17 protein-coding genes are annotated in these 16,611 nt (G+C 69.2%); 8 read left to right on the forward strand and 9 right to left on the reverse strand.

The window, feature by feature from the left end:
• Positions 1–41: 41 nt before the first annotated feature.
• From ACIA8G_RS28805 to ACIA8G_RS28815, 3 genes are read right to left on the reverse strand one after another with little or no spacing between them, the layout of a single operon-like run.
• Positions 42–485 carry a hypothetical protein gene (locus tag ACIA8G_RS28805; protein WP_396421816.1) on the reverse strand — a complete coding sequence of 148 codons (444 nt, stop codon included), beginning with the start codon at positions 483–485 and terminating at the stop codon, positions 42–44.
• Entirely contained in the window at positions 463–1,080 is a 618-nt protein-coding gene (locus ACIA8G_RS28810) for an RNA polymerase sigma factor (protein ID WP_396421817.1), read from the reverse strand. The genes ACIA8G_RS28805 and ACIA8G_RS28810 overlap by 23 nt, the downstream gene beginning before the upstream one ends.
• A 54-nt stretch (positions 1,081–1,134) precedes the next feature.
• Positions 1,135–2,031, reverse strand: a complete 897-nt coding sequence (locus tag ACIA8G_RS28815; RefSeq protein WP_396421818.1) for a S8 family peptidase — start codon at positions 2,029–2,031, stop codon at positions 1,135–1,137.
• On the opposite strand from ACIA8G_RS28815, the gene ACIA8G_RS28820 reads away from it, so the two are divergent.
• A complete protein-coding gene (locus ACIA8G_RS28820; RefSeq protein ID WP_396421819.1) occupies positions 2,011–2,358 on the forward strand; it encodes a hypothetical protein in 348 nt (115 codons plus the stop codon). The two genes, ACIA8G_RS28815 and ACIA8G_RS28820, sit on opposite strands and share 21 nt — an antisense overlap.
• A 52-nt stretch (positions 2,359–2,410) precedes the next feature.
• Positions 2,411–4,999 (forward strand): CHAT domain-containing protein, encoded by a 2,589-nt coding sequence (locus tag ACIA8G_RS28825; protein ID WP_396421820.1) that lies wholly within the window; start codon positions 2,411–2,413, stop codon positions 4,997–4,999.
• A gap of 1 nt (position 5,000) precedes the next feature.
• Here the strand turns inward: ACIA8G_RS28825 and ACIA8G_RS28830 are convergent, their stop codons facing one another.
• On the reverse strand, positions 5,001–5,807 hold the full coding sequence (locus ACIA8G_RS28830; RefSeq protein ID WP_396421821.1) for a hypothetical protein: 807 nt from the start codon (positions 5,805–5,807) through the stop codon (positions 5,001–5,003).
• A 93-nt stretch (positions 5,808–5,900) separates the two neighbouring features.
• Here ACIA8G_RS28830 and ACIA8G_RS28835 point away from each other — a divergent pair, with 93 nt between their 5' ends.
• Positions 5,901–7,442, forward strand: coding sequence for an FAD-binding oxidoreductase (locus tag ACIA8G_RS28835; protein WP_396421822.1), 1,542 nt, complete (start codon positions 5,901–5,903; stop codon positions 7,440–7,442).
• Here the strand turns inward: ACIA8G_RS28835 and ACIA8G_RS28840 are convergent.
• The gene (locus ACIA8G_RS28840) at positions 7,417–7,680 is read right to left on the reverse strand and encodes a YggT family protein (RefSeq protein WP_396421823.1); all 264 of its coding nucleotides are present in this window, start codon (positions 7,678–7,680) and stop codon (positions 7,417–7,419) included. The two genes, ACIA8G_RS28835 and ACIA8G_RS28840, sit on opposite strands and share 26 nt — an antisense overlap.
• A gap of 94 nt (positions 7,681–7,774) precedes the next feature.
• On the opposite strand from ACIA8G_RS28840, the gene ACIA8G_RS28845 reads away from it, so the two are divergent.
• Positions 7,775–8,104 (forward strand): TfoX/Sxy family protein, encoded by a 330-nt coding sequence (locus tag ACIA8G_RS28845; protein ID WP_396421825.1) that lies wholly within the window; start codon positions 7,775–7,777, stop codon positions 8,102–8,104.
• Entirely contained in the window at positions 8,101–9,021 is a 921-nt protein-coding gene (locus tag ACIA8G_RS28850; protein WP_396421826.1) for a hypothetical protein, read from the forward strand. Before ACIA8G_RS28845 ends, ACIA8G_RS28850 begins: the two co-directional genes overlap by 4 nt.
• A 3-nt stretch (positions 9,022–9,024) precedes the next feature.
• On the opposite strand, the gene ACIA8G_RS28855 is transcribed toward ACIA8G_RS28850, so the two are convergent.
• Positions 9,025–10,503, reverse strand: a complete 1,479-nt coding sequence (locus tag ACIA8G_RS28855; protein WP_396421827.1) for an Nramp family divalent metal transporter — start codon at positions 10,501–10,503, stop codon at positions 9,025–9,027.
• A gap of 196 nt (positions 10,504–10,699) precedes the next feature.
• On the opposite strand from ACIA8G_RS28855, the gene ACIA8G_RS28860 reads away from it, so the two are divergent.
• From ACIA8G_RS28860 to ACIA8G_RS28870, 3 genes are all read left to right on the forward strand, one after another.
• Entirely contained in the window at positions 10,700–13,024 is a 2,325-nt protein-coding gene (locus ACIA8G_RS28860; RefSeq protein WP_396421828.1) for an immune inhibitor A domain-containing protein, read from the forward strand.
• A 10-nt stretch (positions 13,025–13,034) separates the two neighbouring features.
• A complete protein-coding gene (locus tag ACIA8G_RS28865; protein ID WP_396421829.1) occupies positions 13,035–13,481 on the forward strand; it encodes a nucleoside deaminase in 447 nt (148 codons plus the stop codon).
• 178 nt (positions 13,482–13,659) lie between these two features.
• Positions 13,660–14,355, forward strand: coding sequence for an SDR family NAD(P)-dependent oxidoreductase (locus ACIA8G_RS28870; protein WP_396421830.1), 696 nt, complete (start codon positions 13,660–13,662; stop codon positions 14,353–14,355).
• A 9-nt stretch (positions 14,356–14,364) separates the two neighbouring features.
• On the opposite strand, the gene ACIA8G_RS28875 is transcribed toward ACIA8G_RS28870, so the two are convergent.
• The 3 genes from ACIA8G_RS28875 to ACIA8G_RS28885 are packed head-to-tail and all read right to left on the reverse strand — an operon-like array spanning position 14,365 to position 16,585.
• A complete protein-coding gene (locus tag ACIA8G_RS28875; protein WP_396421831.1) occupies positions 14,365–14,727 on the reverse strand; it encodes an STAS domain-containing protein in 363 nt (120 codons plus the stop codon).
• Positions 14,728–14,750: 23 nt separating this feature from the next.
• Positions 14,751–15,518, reverse strand: a complete 768-nt coding sequence (locus ACIA8G_RS28880) for an iron-containing redox enzyme family protein (protein WP_396421832.1) — start codon at positions 15,516–15,518, stop codon at positions 14,751–14,753.
• Entirely contained in the window at positions 15,518–16,585 is a 1,068-nt protein-coding gene (locus tag ACIA8G_RS28885) for a glutamate--cysteine ligase (protein WP_396421833.1), read from the reverse strand. Before ACIA8G_RS28885 ends, ACIA8G_RS28880 begins: the two co-directional genes overlap by 1 nt.
• Positions 16,586–16,611 lie beyond the last annotated feature (26 nt).

Consider the following 16,611-nt stretch of genomic DNA (forward strand, 5'->3'; position numbering starts at 1 on the left):
TAGGCCGAACGAGCGAATTCCAGCATCACTCGAATGGTGAGTCAGAGGATAAACCAATCGGTGCAACCGCTTGCGAACCGGAACTTCACCGGTCCGCGCGGTGCCGAGCCCATCACGAACATCCCCAGTTCATCGACCGCCGCCGTTTCGGCATCACCGTTCGGTGTCACCAGGGTGACCGAGCCGGACGGGGGCATCAGCTGGCCGGTGATCCCCACCGCCGACACCTCCACCTGCAACGACACGCCGTCCGCGTCGAACACCAGCTGACGCGCCGTCGCGGTCGCCCGTGCGCGGGCGAACAGCGTGTCGTCCAGCACGGAGTCGTACGACGTGATCAGCAGCAGTTCCTCGTCGATGTTCCGCCAGGTGAACGCCGCCTTGGCGGCCTCCACGAACTCCGGGGGAACCTCATCCGAAGGTGTGCTCAACGCGTCGCGCAAGGCGTCGAGCAGTACGTCGTCACTGTCCCAGTCGTGCCGCACCCAGCACACCTCCTCTCCTCGCCGGCGCTCCCAGGAACGCTGAGAGCGCTGGGGTTCTGCGCAACTTCTCCAGGCAGCGGATCCGCGTGGGGCCGATGCTGCCGACCGGCATCGCGAGCTCGTCGCTCACGACCTGGTAGCTCGGCGGCGGGTCTGTCATCAGCTTCGTGAGCAACCGCTTGCACTGGTCGGTGAGATCGGCGAACCCGTCCCGCAGCGCCTGCCGCCGCTCTACGGCCAGCAGATCCGACTCCACGTCCGCGTCCGGCTCCGCCGTCTCCAGCGTGTCCGACTCGGTCAACGGGTCGTACAGGTGCGTCCGCTGCTGCACGCGCAGCACGCGAAGACACTCGTTGCGGGTGGTCGTCATGATCCAGCCGGGCAGCGCCTCCGGCTCGCGGAGCCGTCCGATCTGCTCTACGAGCCGCAGCCACAGCGTCTGGTTCACGTCGGCCGCATCCGCGGGGCGCAGCCGGTGCTTGTAGATCACCGACACCACCAGCGGCGTGTAGCGGTCCACGATCTCGTTCCACGCCGACTGATCGCCCTCGGCCGCCGCGCTGACGAGCGCGGCGATCGGGGATCCTGAGGTCACGTCGACTCCTTGCGGTCACAACTTGCGGAGGCCGAGGTTGCTCCCCAGATACAACTATTTGACGAAAACACCGTAGCCGGGATGGAACTCGGCGTCAGCCAGAAGCTTGTCACGAGCCTGAGCTGCGGTGATGCCGTCCGAGGCCATCACGGCGGCGATCCGGCCTGTCACCCAGGGGGCGGAGAACGACGTGCCGGCCCAGTAGGCCCAGAGCGCGAACGGCGTCGCTTCCGTCTCTCCCGGCAGCTGCCACTCGCCCTTCATGTAGGTGGAGGGCCTGTTGCCGACGGCGCAGGCGTCGACCCAGTGGCCGAAGCTCGAGTAGCACGCGGGGATCAGCGTGCCGTCCCGGTTCTGGGCGAGCGCCGCGACGGCCGTGACGCCGCAGAGCGCCGCCGGCCAGCTGGGCCGCTGGTCGCCCCGGTTGCCCGCGGACGCGACCACGACGATGTCGCCCGGCAGGTTCTTGAGCGTGAGCCGCAGGGGCTCGGACGCCGCGTCGTCCTCGGTGTAGCAGCCGAGGGAGAGGTTCAGGATGTTGATCTTCTTCTTGCCCAGCTCCGCGATCTTGCGGCAGAGCGTCTCCTCGTCGCCGAGGCCGTTCGGGTCCAGCGCCACCTCGGGGTCGAACGCGACGCCGGGCGCGGCGCTCTGGATGACACCCGCGACGAACGTGCCGTGCCCGCCCTGCAGCGCGAACAGGTCGCCGCTCGCGTACGCCTTGTCGACGTCGTCGGCCTCCGCCGTGTACCGGTTCTTGAACCACTCGGAGTGGTCGCCCGCGGCGCCCTCGGAGATGCCGGTGTCGACGATGCCGACCCGGATCCCGGCGTGGCGCTCGTCGGCCTTGGGCGCCGAGACCGGGTCCGTCGGCCGCGGCCGGTCGCCGGGGCTGCCCATCACGTTGCCGCCGTGGCCCACGATGATGTGGTGCGGCTGTACCAAAGGCACTCGCTCGTTCGGCCAGTTCCGCTGGTCGCGCAGCAGCCGCACGATGCGAGGAATGTCGTCCGCGTTGTTCGGCAGGATCAACCGCGCGATTCCGGCGAATCCTTCGCCCGGCCGCGCGACGATATTGTTCTGCTTCAGTTTCTCGATCACCCGGTCGCGATCGGCGAGGCCGACCAGCAGCTGCCCGGGCCGATAAAGGAATTCACGCCCGCGTTCGGCGTGGAAGCGGATGTTCTTGTCTTCGGTGATGATCCGCTGAAAAGCCTTTTCGTAAAGCTCAGAACGTTCTGGCGATTTCGACACCACGGCCTCACAAAGCAGCGTTGACGGGCACCCCGACCGAGCTTGATCAAACTACCACACCCGATAAAGTGACGCCGTGACCGACTTTTCTGCGGAGGACGCGCTGGAAGCCAGGCAGCGCAACCCGCGCGAGGCCGTGGAGATGGCTCGCGCGGTGCTCCGCACGACCGAAGATCGTTCGGAATGGGCGATCGCGGAACGGGCGATCGGCCTGGCGCTGCGCGAGCTGAACGACTACAGCGGCTCGATCCGCCACCTCCGCCGCTCGATCGGCATCGCCACCGAGGCCGGCCTGCCCCGGCTGTCCGCTCTGGCCCAGATGAGCCTCGCGTGGGTGCTCGCCTACATCGGCAAGCACCGCGCCGCGCTGCGGGCGCTCGACCTCGCCATGCCGGAGCTCAACGGCGCCGACGCGGTGGTCGCGCTGAAGCAACGCGGCGTCGTCTTCCACTACCTCTGCCACTACGACGAGGCCCAGCGCGACTACACGGCCGCGATCTCGGGTGCCCGGCGGGTGGAGGACAAGCTGACCGAGGCCCGCGCTCTGAACAACCGCGGTCTCGTGCGCGCCTACGTCGGCGACATGCGGGAGGCCTCGGCCGACTTCGATCTCGCGGCGACGTTGCTCGCCGAGCTGGGACAGGACCTCGGCGTCGCGGACGTGCTCTGGAACGCGGGCATCATGGCGACCCGCGGCGGCGACGTCCCCGCGGCGCTGACCCTGTTCGACAAGGCCGACGGCGTCTACCGGAGGCTGGACGTGCCGCGCCCCGCCCTGCTGGTGAACCGGCTGGAGCTGCTGGTCTCCGTGCCGCTGGTGGACGAGGCCCGCGCGGCGGCGGACCGGGCGATCACCGAGCTGAAGGCGTTGAAGAACCCGTTCGCCGTGTCCGAGGCGCTGTACTTCCGCGCCCGCATCGCACTGCTGGACGACGACCTGGACGCGGCGAACTCGTTCGCCGCCGAGGCCCGCCACCGGTTCCGCCGCGAGCACCGCCTGCTGTGGGCCGCCGGCGCGCGTTACCTGGAGCTGCACGCGGCCGTGCTGCGCGGCGACCGCTCCCGGCCGTTGCGGCTGGCGTTGTCGCGCGTCGCCGGTGAGCTGGAGGCGATGGACTGGCGCCTGCCCGCGCTGGAGGCGCGCATCGACGCGGGCAGGGTCGCCGCCGATCTCGGCCACCGCGCCCGCGCGCTCTCCGAGCTCTCCCTGGCCGCCGTCTCCCGGTTGCGCGGCCCTGCCGGTCTGCGCGTGCGTGGCTGGTACGCGGAAGCGTTGCGCCGCAAGCTCTCCGGCGACGTCCGCGGCACGTCGTCGGCGCTGCGCCGCGGCATCGCGCTGCTCGACGAGTACCGGGTGTCCCTGGGGGCGGCCGAACTGCGGGCGATGACCGCCGCGCAGGGCCAGGCGCTGGCGGTGGAGGGCCTGCACCTCGCGATGGCGTCCGGCAACGCGGCCCGCGTGCTGTCGTGGACCGAGAGCTGGCGCGCGGGGGCGTTGCGGATGAAGTCCGTGTCGCCGCCCGACGACCCACGCCTGGAAGACGCTCTCGCGTCGTTGCGCGCGGTCACCTCCGACGTCGAATCCGCTGTGCTGGCCGGGAAACCCGCCGGTGCGTTGCGCGTCAAGCTGGTCCGCGCCGAACAACGCGTCCGCGACCTCACCCGCCAGCTGTCCGGCGGCGTGGCGATGTTCAAGCCACCACCGGTCGCGACGCTGGCCGCGGCGCTGGGTTCGTCCGCGCTGATCGAATTCGTCGAGTACGACAACTCGTTGATGGCGGTGGTGCTGGCGGACGGCCGCGCCTCGCTGCACACGCTGGGGGCGCTGGACGGCGTCGTCCGCGAGATCCGGCTGCTCCGCTTCGCCCTGCACCGCCTGGTGACCCTGCCGCCGCAGCTCCCGAACCTCGCCGTGGCGCGCTCCTCGGCCTCACACGCGGCCTCCTTGCTGACCACGCGGCTTCTGTCGCCGCTGGCCTCCCGCATCGACGGCCGCCCGCTGGTCGTCGTGCCGACCGGTGCGCTGAACGGCCTGCCCTGGGCGGTGCTGGACCGCCAGGTGACCGTCGCGCCGTCGGCCTCGGTCTGGCTGCGGGCGTCGTCGGTTCTCGATGCCTCCGGCGAACCCGTGCTGGCCGCCGGCCCGCGCATGGCCGCGGCCCCCGCCGAGATCAAGGCCATCAGCGCGCACGTGCCGGGCCGCGTTCTCGTTGACGGGGAAGCGACCGTGAGCGCCGTCGCGTCCGCAATGGACGGTGCCTCGCTGGCGCACATCGCGGCGCATGGCTCGTTCCGCGTGGACAACCCGCTGTTCAGCGCCTTGGAGCTGGCGGACGGACCGCTGACCGTTTACGACATCGAGCGGCTGCGCACCCCGCCGACCCTCGTGGTGCTGTCGGCGTGCGACACCGGCCAGTCCGCGGTGCGTCCGGGTGACGAGCTGATGGGCTTCACCGCGGCTCTGCTCGGGCTGGGCACCCGGACGCTGATCGCGCCGGTCGTGCCGGTGCCGACCGACGGGACCGCTCCGGTGATGATCGAGCTGCACCGGAAGCTGGCGGCGGGGATGACGCCCGCGGAGGCGTTGGCCGCGGTGCAGCGAGCCGCGGTCGACGACGCCACTTATGCTGCGGCCGTGGGGTTTGTCTGTTTCGGCGCGGGCTGAGTCACTTCGGCGGTGACTTGTAGAGCGACAGCGCGCTCTCCCCGGAACACCCCAGTTCGCCCGGCTGCACGTGCACCCGCCGCGGGTGCCACGCCGCCACCGTCCCGTTCGCGAGGCGCACCCCGGCCAGGCAGTCGCCGCCACCCTTGGCGACCACGCCGATGTCGCCGTCCCTGACGACGGCGTGGAGGCCCGGCTTGATCCAGGGGAGGCCGGTGGTCTCGTCGACCGGCACCGGTGGCAGCTTCGCGCGCAGTGCCCCGTCGACCTCGTCCGCGGTGGGCGTGGGCGGGAGCTCGGCGAGGATCGTCTTGAAGGCCTCGAGGTAGTTCTCCGGCACGCCGGTGCGCTGGACGGGTGGAGGCGTGATCGGCCTGGCGTCTTCGGGGCAGCGGACGCGTTCGGGGCCGTCGTCCATGACGCCGTAGTAGTTGAAGTCGGCGCGGTAGCACGCGGTGACCGGGTCCTTCTCCCAGAGGCGGAAGGTCGGCGAGGACTCGGAGGTTCCCGGGTCGTAGATGCGGAACACCAGGCTGGCGCGGGCTTTCGCCGCGTCGGTCGTCGGGCTGTCGGTGATCTCGACGATCGCGAAGTACTTCTGGTCGGTGTTGCCTTCCAGTGCGGAGCGGGCGTAGGAGTTGGCGTTCTCGCCGACCGGGTAGCCGATGCGGTCCGCGACCTCCTTGGCCTTCTTGTCGGTGTCGCTGTTGCCGTCCGGGCGCGTGATCACGTACGCCGTCACCCCGGCCGCGAGACCGGCCATTGCCACGCACGCCGTCGCCAGACGTGCGATCCCCCCACGCTTCATGTCGGCGACGCTAGTGGAGCGATCACCGCGAGCGCGCGAGTAGTTGTACTCAGCTCATTCCAGAACGGCGGCGTTTCGCATAGGTTGCTCGGCATGACAACGAGGTCGTGGTGGGGCTGGGGCAACGTCGAGGACGCCGTCACCCCTGATGAACGCCGTGCGCTGGTCGACAGGGTCCGTGCCGTTCTGCCGGACGCGGACCTGACGTTCCACTCGCCGCCGGATCCTGCGTCGCTGGACGTGCCGCCCTCCCGGATCCAGCCGCCCGGCGATCTCTACTCGACCGACGTGATCGACCGGCTCAGCCACGCGCGCGGCCAGGCCTACCGCGACGTCACCCGCAACCTCGCCGGGGACATCGGCTCGCTGCCGGACGCCGTGGCCCGCCCGCGCACCGAGCAGGACGTCGTCGACGTGCTGGACTGGTGCGGCTCGCACGACGTGGCGGTGATTCCCTTTGGCGGCGGCACTTCCGTCGTGGGCAGTGTCGAACCCCGCGACCTCGGCCGCGTGGTGACGCTGGACCTGTCGAGGCTGGACAAGGTGCTGGAGGTCGACGCCACGAGCCGCGCCGCGCGCATCCAGGCGGGTGTGCTGGGGCCGTCGCTGGAGTCGCAGCTCAAGGAGTCCGGGCTGACGTTGCGGCACTTCCCGCAGTCCTTCGAGTTCTCCACCCTCGGCGGCTGGCTCGCGACCCGCGCCGGCGGCCACTACGCCACGCTCTACACGCACATCGACGACCTGACCGAGTCGCTGCGGGTCGTCACGCCGGCCGGGATCTCCGAGTCGCGGCGCCTGCCGGGTTCGGGCGCGGGCCCGTCGCCGGATCGCCTCTTCCTCGGTTCGGAAGGCGCGCTCGGCGTGATCACCGAGGCGTGGATGCGGCTGCAGTCACCGCCAGTCCACCGCGCGGGCGCCTCGGTGCGGTTCGCGTCGTGGGAACGCGCCGTGGAAGCGACCCGGCTGATCGCGCAGTCGGGCCTGAACCCGGCGAACTGCCGGTTGCTCGACCCGGCGGAGGCGTTCCTCAACGCGGGTTCCGCGACCTCCGTGCTGGTCCTGGCCTTCGAGTCGGCCGACCACCCGGTCGACGCGCTGCTGGCCCGCGCGCTGGAGTTGTGCGGCGACGGCGAGGTGGTCGAGGGTGCGGCGCAGCAGTGGCGGAAGTCGTTCCTGCGCATGCCTTACCAGCGTGACGCGATGGCGCAGCACGGGATGATCACCGAGACGTTCGAGACCGCCTGCACCTGGGACCGCTTCTTCGACCTGCACACCGCGGTCGTCGAGGCCGCAACCCGCGTTCTGCAGGAGGTCTGCGGCATCGGCGTCGTCACGTGCCGCTTCACCCACGTCTACCCGGACGGCCCGGCGCCCTACTACGGCATCTACGCGCCAGGCCGGTGGGGCAGTCTCACCGCGCAGTGGGACGAGATCAAGGCCGCCGTGTCCGAGGCGCTGATCGCGGCCGGGGGCACCATCACCCACCACCACGCCGTGGGCCGCGACCACATGCCCTGGTACACGCGCCAACGCCCGGACGTCTTCGGCGCGGCCCTTTCCGGCGCCAAGGCCGCGCTAGACCCTCACGGCCTGCTCAACCCGGGCGTCCTCACGACACGATCGCACGCAGGATGAGCGCCGCGAAGAACACCAGCGTGAACGCCAGGTCCAACCCGAACCCACCGAACCGCACCGGCGGCAACACCCGGCGGACCGGCTCCAGCACGGGCTCGGTGACCGAGTGCGTGACCCGCCGCACCTTGAAGACCCAGTCGCTGCGAGCTTGGAACGTGATGGCCCAGTCCACGATCATCCGGCCGATCATCACGAGGATGAACAGCGTCAGCAGCCAATAGAGCACGAAGCCGATCACGCCGAACAAGGTGGCCTCCTAAATGTCCTGTACGTCCATGAAGCCACACGAATCTGAGAGGCGCCTGGCAACTTGCTGAGACAGTATTCAGCGCGTGGCATACGACGAAGGTTTGGCGCACCGCCTGGGCGAGTCGCTGAGCGGCCTGCCCGGCATCGACGCGAAGAAGATGTTCGGCGGCATCGCGTTCCTCTGGCACGGAAACATGCTGGTAGGAGTGATGGGCGACGACCTCATGGCCCGCGTGGGTCCGGAGGCGCAGGAGGACGCGCTGTCCCAGCCGGGGGCCCGCGTCTTCGACTTCACCGGGCGGCCGATGAAGGGCTGGGTGCTGGTGTCCGGTGAGGCTGTCGCCGAGGACGAGGCCCTGGAGGACTGGATCGGCCGGTGCCGTGAGTTCGTGGAAGAGCTGCCGGCGAAGTGAGCCCGGAGGATCGCGTCCGGGAGGCGTTGGCGGGGTACGGGCCGCTTCGCGAGGTGGAGGTGCCCGGCGGCCTGGTGTTCGAGTGGGACGGCGACCCGCTGGCCCGTGTCGTGGACGGCGAGATCGCCGTGCGCGCCCAGGACGGCTGGGCTGCGCCGGCTGGTGATCTCCAGGACGCGGTGAACCGTGCGGCCGGGATCGTGCTCGCGGAGTGCGTCGCCGGCTGGCACGAGCAGCTCCGCGCGGGTGGCGAGGAGGCGAACCGTGCCATGCTCGCGCTCACCCAGCACGAGCCGGATCGCGAGGCACTGCAACGACTCCTGCTCGCCCGCACCGGCAGCACCGACTTCTGGTTGCGTCAGCTCGCCTTCACCTGTCTCGGCCACGTCAGCAGGTTTGATCGCGCGGTGCTCCCCGAGGTGGTGTCGAGGCTGGAGGAGCTGCTCGAAGTTCCTGAGGTCGCCGAGCTGGCCAAGTTGACGTTGGAGGAAATCGAGATCTTCACCCACCCGTTCCGGCTGTTCCGGCGAGTCATTCCCTGGGTGATCTTCGTGCCGCCCGGCGACGAGGAGGTGCGCAGGCAGCTGGCGCTGGTCGAGGCCGAGGGAGGACTGGTGCAGCGCGTCGACGCCCGCTCTGCCGGCGAGGTTTCCGCCGAGACAGAGCGGGACGTCGTGATCGTCGTCGAAAGCGCGGAGCAGATGCCTTCCCTTCTCGCGTTCGTGCTCAAGCGCTGCGACGAGGCATACGACCGGACGCACATCGAAGAGGAAGACGACGTCTTCCTGCAGGATCCCGATGCGTGCTCAGTACATTTCGTCCTGGAGTTCGATGGCGACATGAGCGCCCTCGTGCCACAGCTGCAGCACGAGGATCTGACGGTCCACCACGAACCGCCGTACGTGCAGATCTGGTGAACCTCAGAACCGCACCAACGGACCACCCGTGAAGAACTCGTAGACGAAGTTCACGAAGAAGAACCCGAAGAACACGACGTTCAACCCCAAGATCACGTAGTGCCACCACCGAGGCCGAGCCGGCCGCGGCAGCCGCGAGTTCAGGTACATCAACGCGAACGGGAACATCAGCGCCCCGAGGTTCGACATGTTCGCCGAGATCTGCACCAGCTCCACCGGCAGCGCCAGGTGGATCGCGCCCGCGATGACCACGAGCACCACCAGCATGAACGGGTAGTAGAACCGCCGCGGGTCGTCCTCGATCCGTTTGCGCAGCCGCGGCGACACGGCGTGCATGGCATCGGTGAAGTTGCGCACCAGCGCCTCGAAGATGCCGAGTTGCGTGGAGAACAGCACGAGCACACCGACGACCAGCATCAGGTAGAACATGCCCTGCCCGTACAGGATCCCGAGCTGGGACGCGGAGAACGTCGGCACGTTCGCCGCGGTCGGCTGCTCGCCGGTCACCGCCACGATGTGGGCCATCAGCACGGTCGGCAGCAGCATGCCGAGCATCGCGCCGACGAAGAACACCGCCCACTGGTCGATCAGCAGCAGCCGGTACCAGCGCCGCCACAGGGACGCGTTCGCCGGGGTGTCCACAAAGGTCACGCCGACCGGTTTCAGCTCCTGCTTGCCGCCGCGCAGCCCCGAGATGAACCCGACCCGGTGGCCCATGCCGTAGCCCTTGTCGCGGTAGTGGTTCATCGCGTACCAGTTCAGCCCGGACGCCAGCGCGGTGAACCCGGCCAGGCCGCCCAGTTGCGTCGCCGTGATCCCGGACGGTGGCGCGGCCGGGGTCAGGAGGCCGCGCACGCCTTCCGCCCACACCGAGAACGGCACGATCGCCAGCGTCACGATGATCAGGACCAGCAGCAGGGCGCCGACCAGCACCCAGTTCGTGAGTTCCAGCGCCCGTGAGACCTTGCGGGCGCCCGCGGTGATCAGGAAGACCACCACCAGCAGGCCGATCGCCAGCAGCCGCACGTACTCGATCTCGTCCGGCCGGTGCACCCGGCCGGTGATCAGCGCGAAGAGTCCCTGTCCGGCGCCCGCCGCCCAGCCGCCGAAGATGAACGCGAAGTAGAAGAGCAGGAGCGAGACCGGCACCCAGAACTTCCAGCCCGGTGGCACGCGGCCCCAGCCGACGATCGGGACTTCGCCGGTCGCGACGACGTAGCGGGCGATCTCCACGTTGTAGAACGTCTGCAGCAGCGCGGACACCGTGATCACCCAGCCGATGCCGACGAAGCCGAACTTGCCGACCGCCTGCGGGCCGAGCAGCCATTCGCCGCTGCCGATCGAGATGCCGAGCGCGATCAGGCTCGGGCCGATGACGAACTGGACCACCTGCAGCGGCCCCAGCTTGCGAACTTTGAAGACTTCCTCGGGTTCGGGCAGGTCCGCCGTGTCCAGCGGTGGCCTGCTCACTCCGATTTGCATCGACGACACTGTCGACCTCCCGACACGTCGGGGATTGGAGCCCTCCACTCTTCCGAGGTGCCGGGGAGCAGGTCAACCAACGGTTGTACGCCGAACGGCTCACTCGGGGTGTCGCGACGACAACCGACTTTCGGACGTGTTGAGTTGGAGATCAACTACGTAGCGTGCCCTGCGGATTCCGAGAGAGGAAACAATCGTGCGAAGAGTTCTGGTGGGCGCAACAGCGCTCGCACTCGCGACCGCGGGCCTGGTCACACCGGCCGCCGCGACGCCGCCCGAGCAGCCCGACCTACAGGTCCAGCAGCAGAGCGACGAGCAGCCGCACGAGCTGGAGCTCAAGCGCCGCGCGCTCAAGCAGCAGGCGCTCGCCGAGGTGCTGACCGGCGAGGTCGCCACCGAGAAGCGCGGTACCAGCACCGTCGCGAAGGTCGGCAAGAAGCAGAGCAAGGACCAGTACGTCGAGCTCAAGCGGGAGAAGACCGACAAGATCTTCGTGATCCTGGCGGAGTTCGGCAACGAGCGGCACCCCGACTTCCCCGACCGCGACACGAACCCGAACACGCCGGGTCCGCAGCGGTTCGACGGACCGGTGCGCAACCAGATCCCCGAGCCGAACCGGGCCGTCGACAACACGACGGTCTGGCGTCCCGACTTCAGCCGCCAGTACTTCCAGGACCTGTACTTCTCGCGGAAGAAGGACGCGAACTCCGTCGCGAACTTCTACGACAAGCAGTCGTCCGGGCGCTACACGGTCGCCGGCACCGTCACCGAGTGGGTGAAGGTGCGCTACAACGAGGCGCGCTACGGCCGCAGCAACGGCTACCCGTGCAACGACAACATCTGCAACAACTCGCGTGAACTGATCAAGGACGCGGTCGACCAGTGGGTCGCCGACCAGCAGGCCGCCGGCAAGACCCCCGCGCAGATCAAGGCCGAGCTGGCCCAGTTCGACGAGTGGGACCGCTACGACTACGACGCCGACGGCGAGTTCAACGAGGCCGACGGTTACATCGACCACTTCCAGATCGTGCACGCCGGCGGTGACCAGGCCGACGGCGACCCGTGGCAGGGCGAGGACGCGCTCTGGAGCCACCGCGGCTACGCGTTCAAGAACTACAAGAACGGGCCGGGCACCAACAAGCTCGGCGGCGCGCAGATCGGCGACACCGGCCTCTGGGTCGGCGACTACACCGTGCAGCCCGAGAACGGCGGCATCGGCGTGTTCGCGCACGAGTTCGGGCACGACCTCGGCCTGCCCGACCACTACGACACCGCGGGCGGCGGCAACGGCGTCAACTGGTGGTCGATCATGGGTCAGAGCCGGGCGAACGCCCCCGGCGAGGCGACCGGTGAGCGGGCCAACGAGTTCTCCGCGTGGGACAAGCTGCAGCTCGGCTGGCTCGACTACGAGGTCGCGGTGGCCGGTCAGGAGCGCGTGTTCGAGCTCGGGCCGCACGAGTACAACACCGCGAAGGCCCAGGGCCTCGTCGTCGTGCTGCCCGACATCTCCAAGTCGTTCGACTACGGCGCGCCCTTCGCGGGCGCCAAGATGTGGTGGAGCGAGAAGGGCAACGACCTCGACCACTCCATGACCGCCCCCGTGGACCTGCGCGGCAAGACCACGGCGTCGCTGTCGTTGAAGGCGCGCTACGACATCGAGGTGGACTACGACTACCTCTACGTCGAAGCGTCCAATGAGGACGGCAGCTGGACGCAGCTCGACGGCACCGCGAACGGCGCACCGTTCCAGCGCGACTCGGCTGACGCGCCCGCGATCAGCGCCTCGTCCGGTGGCCAGTGGGTCGACGTGACCGTGCCGCTGAACGCGTACGCCGGCAAGAACACCAAGCTGCGCCTGGCCTACCGCACCGACGGTGCCCTCGCGCCGCAGGGGTTCTTCGCCGACGAGATCACCGTGACGGCCGACGGCGCCCCGGTGCTGACGGACGGCGGCGAGACCGCCGGCCAGTGGACCACGCGCGGGTTCCGCACGACCGGGGGCAAGGAGACGAAGGCGTTCGACCAGTTCTACGTCGCGTCGAACCGCACCTACGAGTCGTACGGCAAGTACAACAAGACCGGTCCGTACCGCTTCAGCTTCCCGGACAAGCCCGATCTCGTGGAGCACTTCCCGTACCAGGACGGGCTCCTGGTCTCGCTGTGGAACACCTCGTTCCTGGACAACAACGTGAGCGAGCACCCCGGTGAGGGCCTGATCCTGCCGATCGACGCCAACCCGGCCCCGCTGTACAACCTCGAGGGCCAGCGCTGGGCGCCGACGATCGGCGGCTACGACGCGCCGTTCTCGCTGCAGAAGTCGGACTCCTTCACGTTGCACGTCAACGGCAAGGCGTCCTACATCCGCGGTGCCGCGGCCCAGCCGGTGTTCGACGACACCAAGCAGTTCTGGTACGCGGAGCAGCCCAACGCGGGTGTGAAGCTGCCCGCGGCCGGCGTCGGCCTGCGGGTCGTGCGCCAGTCCGGCACGTCGATGACGGTGAAGTTGTACAAGACGAAGTAGCTTGGGCGGTATGACCGCTGCTTCCGACATGCTGGCCGTCGCCGTCGAAGAGGCGCGGATGGGACTCGCCGAAGGCGGAATCCCCATCGGCGCGGCACTCTTCGACGGCGACGGCCGTTTGCTCGGCCGGGGCCACAACCGGCGCGTGCAGGACGGCGACGCCTCGATGCACGCGGAGACCTCGGCCTTCCGCAACGCCGGCCGCCAGCGCAGCTACCGCGGCACCACCATGGTGACCACGCTGTCGCCCTGCTGGTACTGCAGCGGCCTGGTGCGCCAGTTCGGCATCTCGCACGTGCTGATCGGCGAGGCCACCACGTTCTACGGCGGCCACGACTGGCTGGCCGAGCACGGGGTCGGCATCACCATCGTGGACGACGCCAAGTGCATCGAGATGATGACGGACTTCATCGCCGCCAAGCCCGAGCTGTGGTTCGAGGACATCGGCCAGGATTGACCAACCCCGAGTCGTGTTTGGCGCGAAAAGCACGCTCGGGCCATCTAGCGGCACCAACGTCCCGTTCGCGCCATACGCTCCTCCGACACGAACGTGACGTTCAGGCCATCTAGCGGCCCGAACGTGCTTTTCGCGCCAAACCGCACTGGAGCACGCTCCAGGTCGTAGCGTGGCAGGCATGGCTGTAGTGCTGATCACCGGCGCCAACAAGGGGCTGGGCCTCGAAACCGCTCGGCAGCTCGTCGCCGCCGGCCACACGGTTCACGCCGGCACCCGCTCGGTCGCGCGCGGGTCGGCCGCCGAAGAGGTGGGTGCCCTGCCGGTCCAGCTCGACGTCACCGCCGACGCCTCGGTCGCCGCGGCGGCAGCGAGCATCGGGTCGCTGGACGTGCTGGTCAACAACGCCGGCATCGGCCCGGAATGGACACCTTCCGGCGTCATCGGGCCTGGCGAGGTGACCGCCGACCTCATGCGGCAGACCTTCGAGACGAACGTGTTCGGCATGGTCCGCGTGCTGCACGCGTTTCTGCCGCTGCTCCAACGGTCGCCGAACCCGGTCGTGGTCAACGTCAGCAGCCGCCTGGCCTCGCTGTCGTCGGCCGCGACGCCCGGCGCCCCCGGCAGCGGCTACCCCGGCGTCGCGTACCCGGCGTCGAAGGCCGCGGTGAACATGGTCACGGTGCAGTACGCGAAGGCGTTCCCGCGGATGCGGATCAACGCCGTCGAGCCCGGCTTCACCGCGACGGACCTGAACGGCGGGACCGGCAGGCAGACCGTCGAGCAGGGCGCCGAGATCATCGTGCGGATGGCGCAGGTGGGCCAGGACGGACCGACCGGAGGCTACTTCGACGCCTCCGGTGCCCTGCCCTGGTGAAGCCCTCGGTCAGGACGAGTAGCGCTGCACGGCCTCGCTCACCGACGACAGGATCGTGAAGACGGAATCGAGGCCCGTCGCCTCTATCGGGCGCAGGGCGGCGCGGCTGTCCGCGACCACCACGAACTCGACACCGGCACGAGAAGCACGTTGCTGGCCGAGCACGAGCGCCTCCAGCCCGGCGGAGCCCAGGAACTTCACGCCGCCCAGGTCCACGACGACCGCTCGGTTCGCCTCCACCACGTGGAGGTCGAGGGGCTCGGTCAGCTCGCTGCTGCTCGTGGTGTCGAGCTCGCCGGAAACGTGCAGCACTACGACGTCAGGCGCGACGGGGTCGACGGTCACAGACGCCAGTGCGGCGGGGTCGGGCACGCTGTCTCCTTTCGTCAGGCAGATCAGCACCCCACGTTAACGCGGCTCGAAACCGGCATCCAACGACCCCTCAGCGAGGTGCGGCCGGCCAGCAACGACTCGTGGACGTGCTGGGTCAGGCGTGCGTGCAGTTCATGGCACACGGTGAAGCCGAGCCGGATGTCGTCGGGCGGGCACTGCACGGGCAGCAGCTGCGCGAACGGGTCACCGCCGATCGTGTCGACCGCGGTGAGGAAGCCGACCAGGGCACCGACGAGTCGCTGGTGCAGGCCGAACAGGCTCAGGGCGTTCGCCAGCGCCAGGGTGGGCGCAGGCATCTCGTCGACGCTCGTGCCGCAGTCCAGGTCGCGCAACGTCACGGTGAACAGCACCGAGTGCGTCCGCTCGGACCGCGAGCCGTACAGGTCGCCCTGGATGTCGCGCAGCGCCTCGCGCATCTCCCGGCGCGGCCGCCAGAACGCGTGGTGCTGGCGGAGCTCGGTCAGCCCCTCTGCGGCCAGCGGGGCGGGCTGGGTGGACTCGGTCAGCGACCGCAGGCCCTCCTCCCAGCGGGCCTCCAGTGCCGCGTGGAACTGCGCCAGCGCCGGGTGGTCCTCCCACGCCGGGTGCACGTCGTCGAACCCGCGCATGCCCAGCTCGTAGCAGATCCACAACGACAGCTGCAGGTCGTCGTCGAGATAGGTCTCCCTGGTGCCGCCGCTGACGAGCAGAGCGGGTCGCGGCAGCGGGTCCACACGCAGTGCCGCGACTAGTGCGGCGCTCATGTGGCCGCGGGGAGCGGGGAGGCGCATCAGGTTTCCTCACGCGTTCGGGCGATCAGCATGTCCACAAGGGACTCGGGGTCCGGGCAGCGTCGTTGCCGGGCCGCACCGCAGCCGTTGTGGCGCAACCAGTCCATCTGGCGTTCCACAGTAGACAGAGTGCCGCGATCGCGCAGCGCGACCGCGATGTGCTCCAGCAGCTGTTCTGCTCGGTCGAACGCGGGGGAGAGTTTTCCGGTGTGTGGATCGGCGGCCAGTCCGTCGACCCCGTCGCGCGACGCCCGCCAATATGCCGCTCGCAGCACGGAATCGTCCACCCTCTGTTCGGAGGGTTCGGACACGACGAGACCCAGGACCAGTTCCGCGAGGAAGACCACTTCCGTTGCCAGTTGCGGAATGTCCGCGACGCGCACCTCGACCGTCGGATGCTCCGCGGAAGGACGCACGTCCCAGTACACCATCGCCCTGTCCAGCAACGCTTCGGTCGCGATGATGGCGTCGACGGTCTGGTCGTAGTGCTCTGGCCCGTCCCAGTGGGGAGGTGGCCCGCTCACCGGCCACCGCGACCACACCATCGACCGCCAGCTCGCGTACCCGGTCTCCTCTCCCTGATAGATGGGGGAGTTCGCACTCAACGCGAGCAGGGTCGGCAGCCACGCCCGCAGCTTGTTGGATGCCCGAAGCGCCTCCGCCTTGTCGGGGACACCCACGTGAACATGCAGTCCGCACGCACCTTGCCCGATGACGAGTCTTCGGTGGGAGTACTCGATCCGGTGATATCTGGGGTCATCCGTTCCGGGAGGGGGACCGGCCTCGCCGAGCGGCGGCATCCCGGTGGCGACCAACCGGCACCCGGACCGGTCCGCGGCGTCGACGAGGACCCGCCTGCCGAGCCGGACCTGCTCGTCCAGTTCCTCGAAGCTGTGCGTGACGCCGGTGGCGATCTCGATCTGGAACGGCGTGAGCTCACCTTGCACGTCCAGGTCACCGGGTGCGACCGCGTTCTGCTTGACCTGCGGTGCGCGGCTCACCGGCCGCCTGGTGCCAGGGTCCACCAGAAGGAACTCTTGTTCGACCCCAACCGTGTAGTGGTTCATCGGCGGGCGGGTACCCGGATGTCGTG

It is taken from the genome of Lentzea sp. NPDC051213 (genome assembly GCF_044455585.1).
Lineage (GTDB): Bacteria > Actinomycetota > Actinomycetes > Mycobacteriales > Pseudonocardiaceae > Lentzea.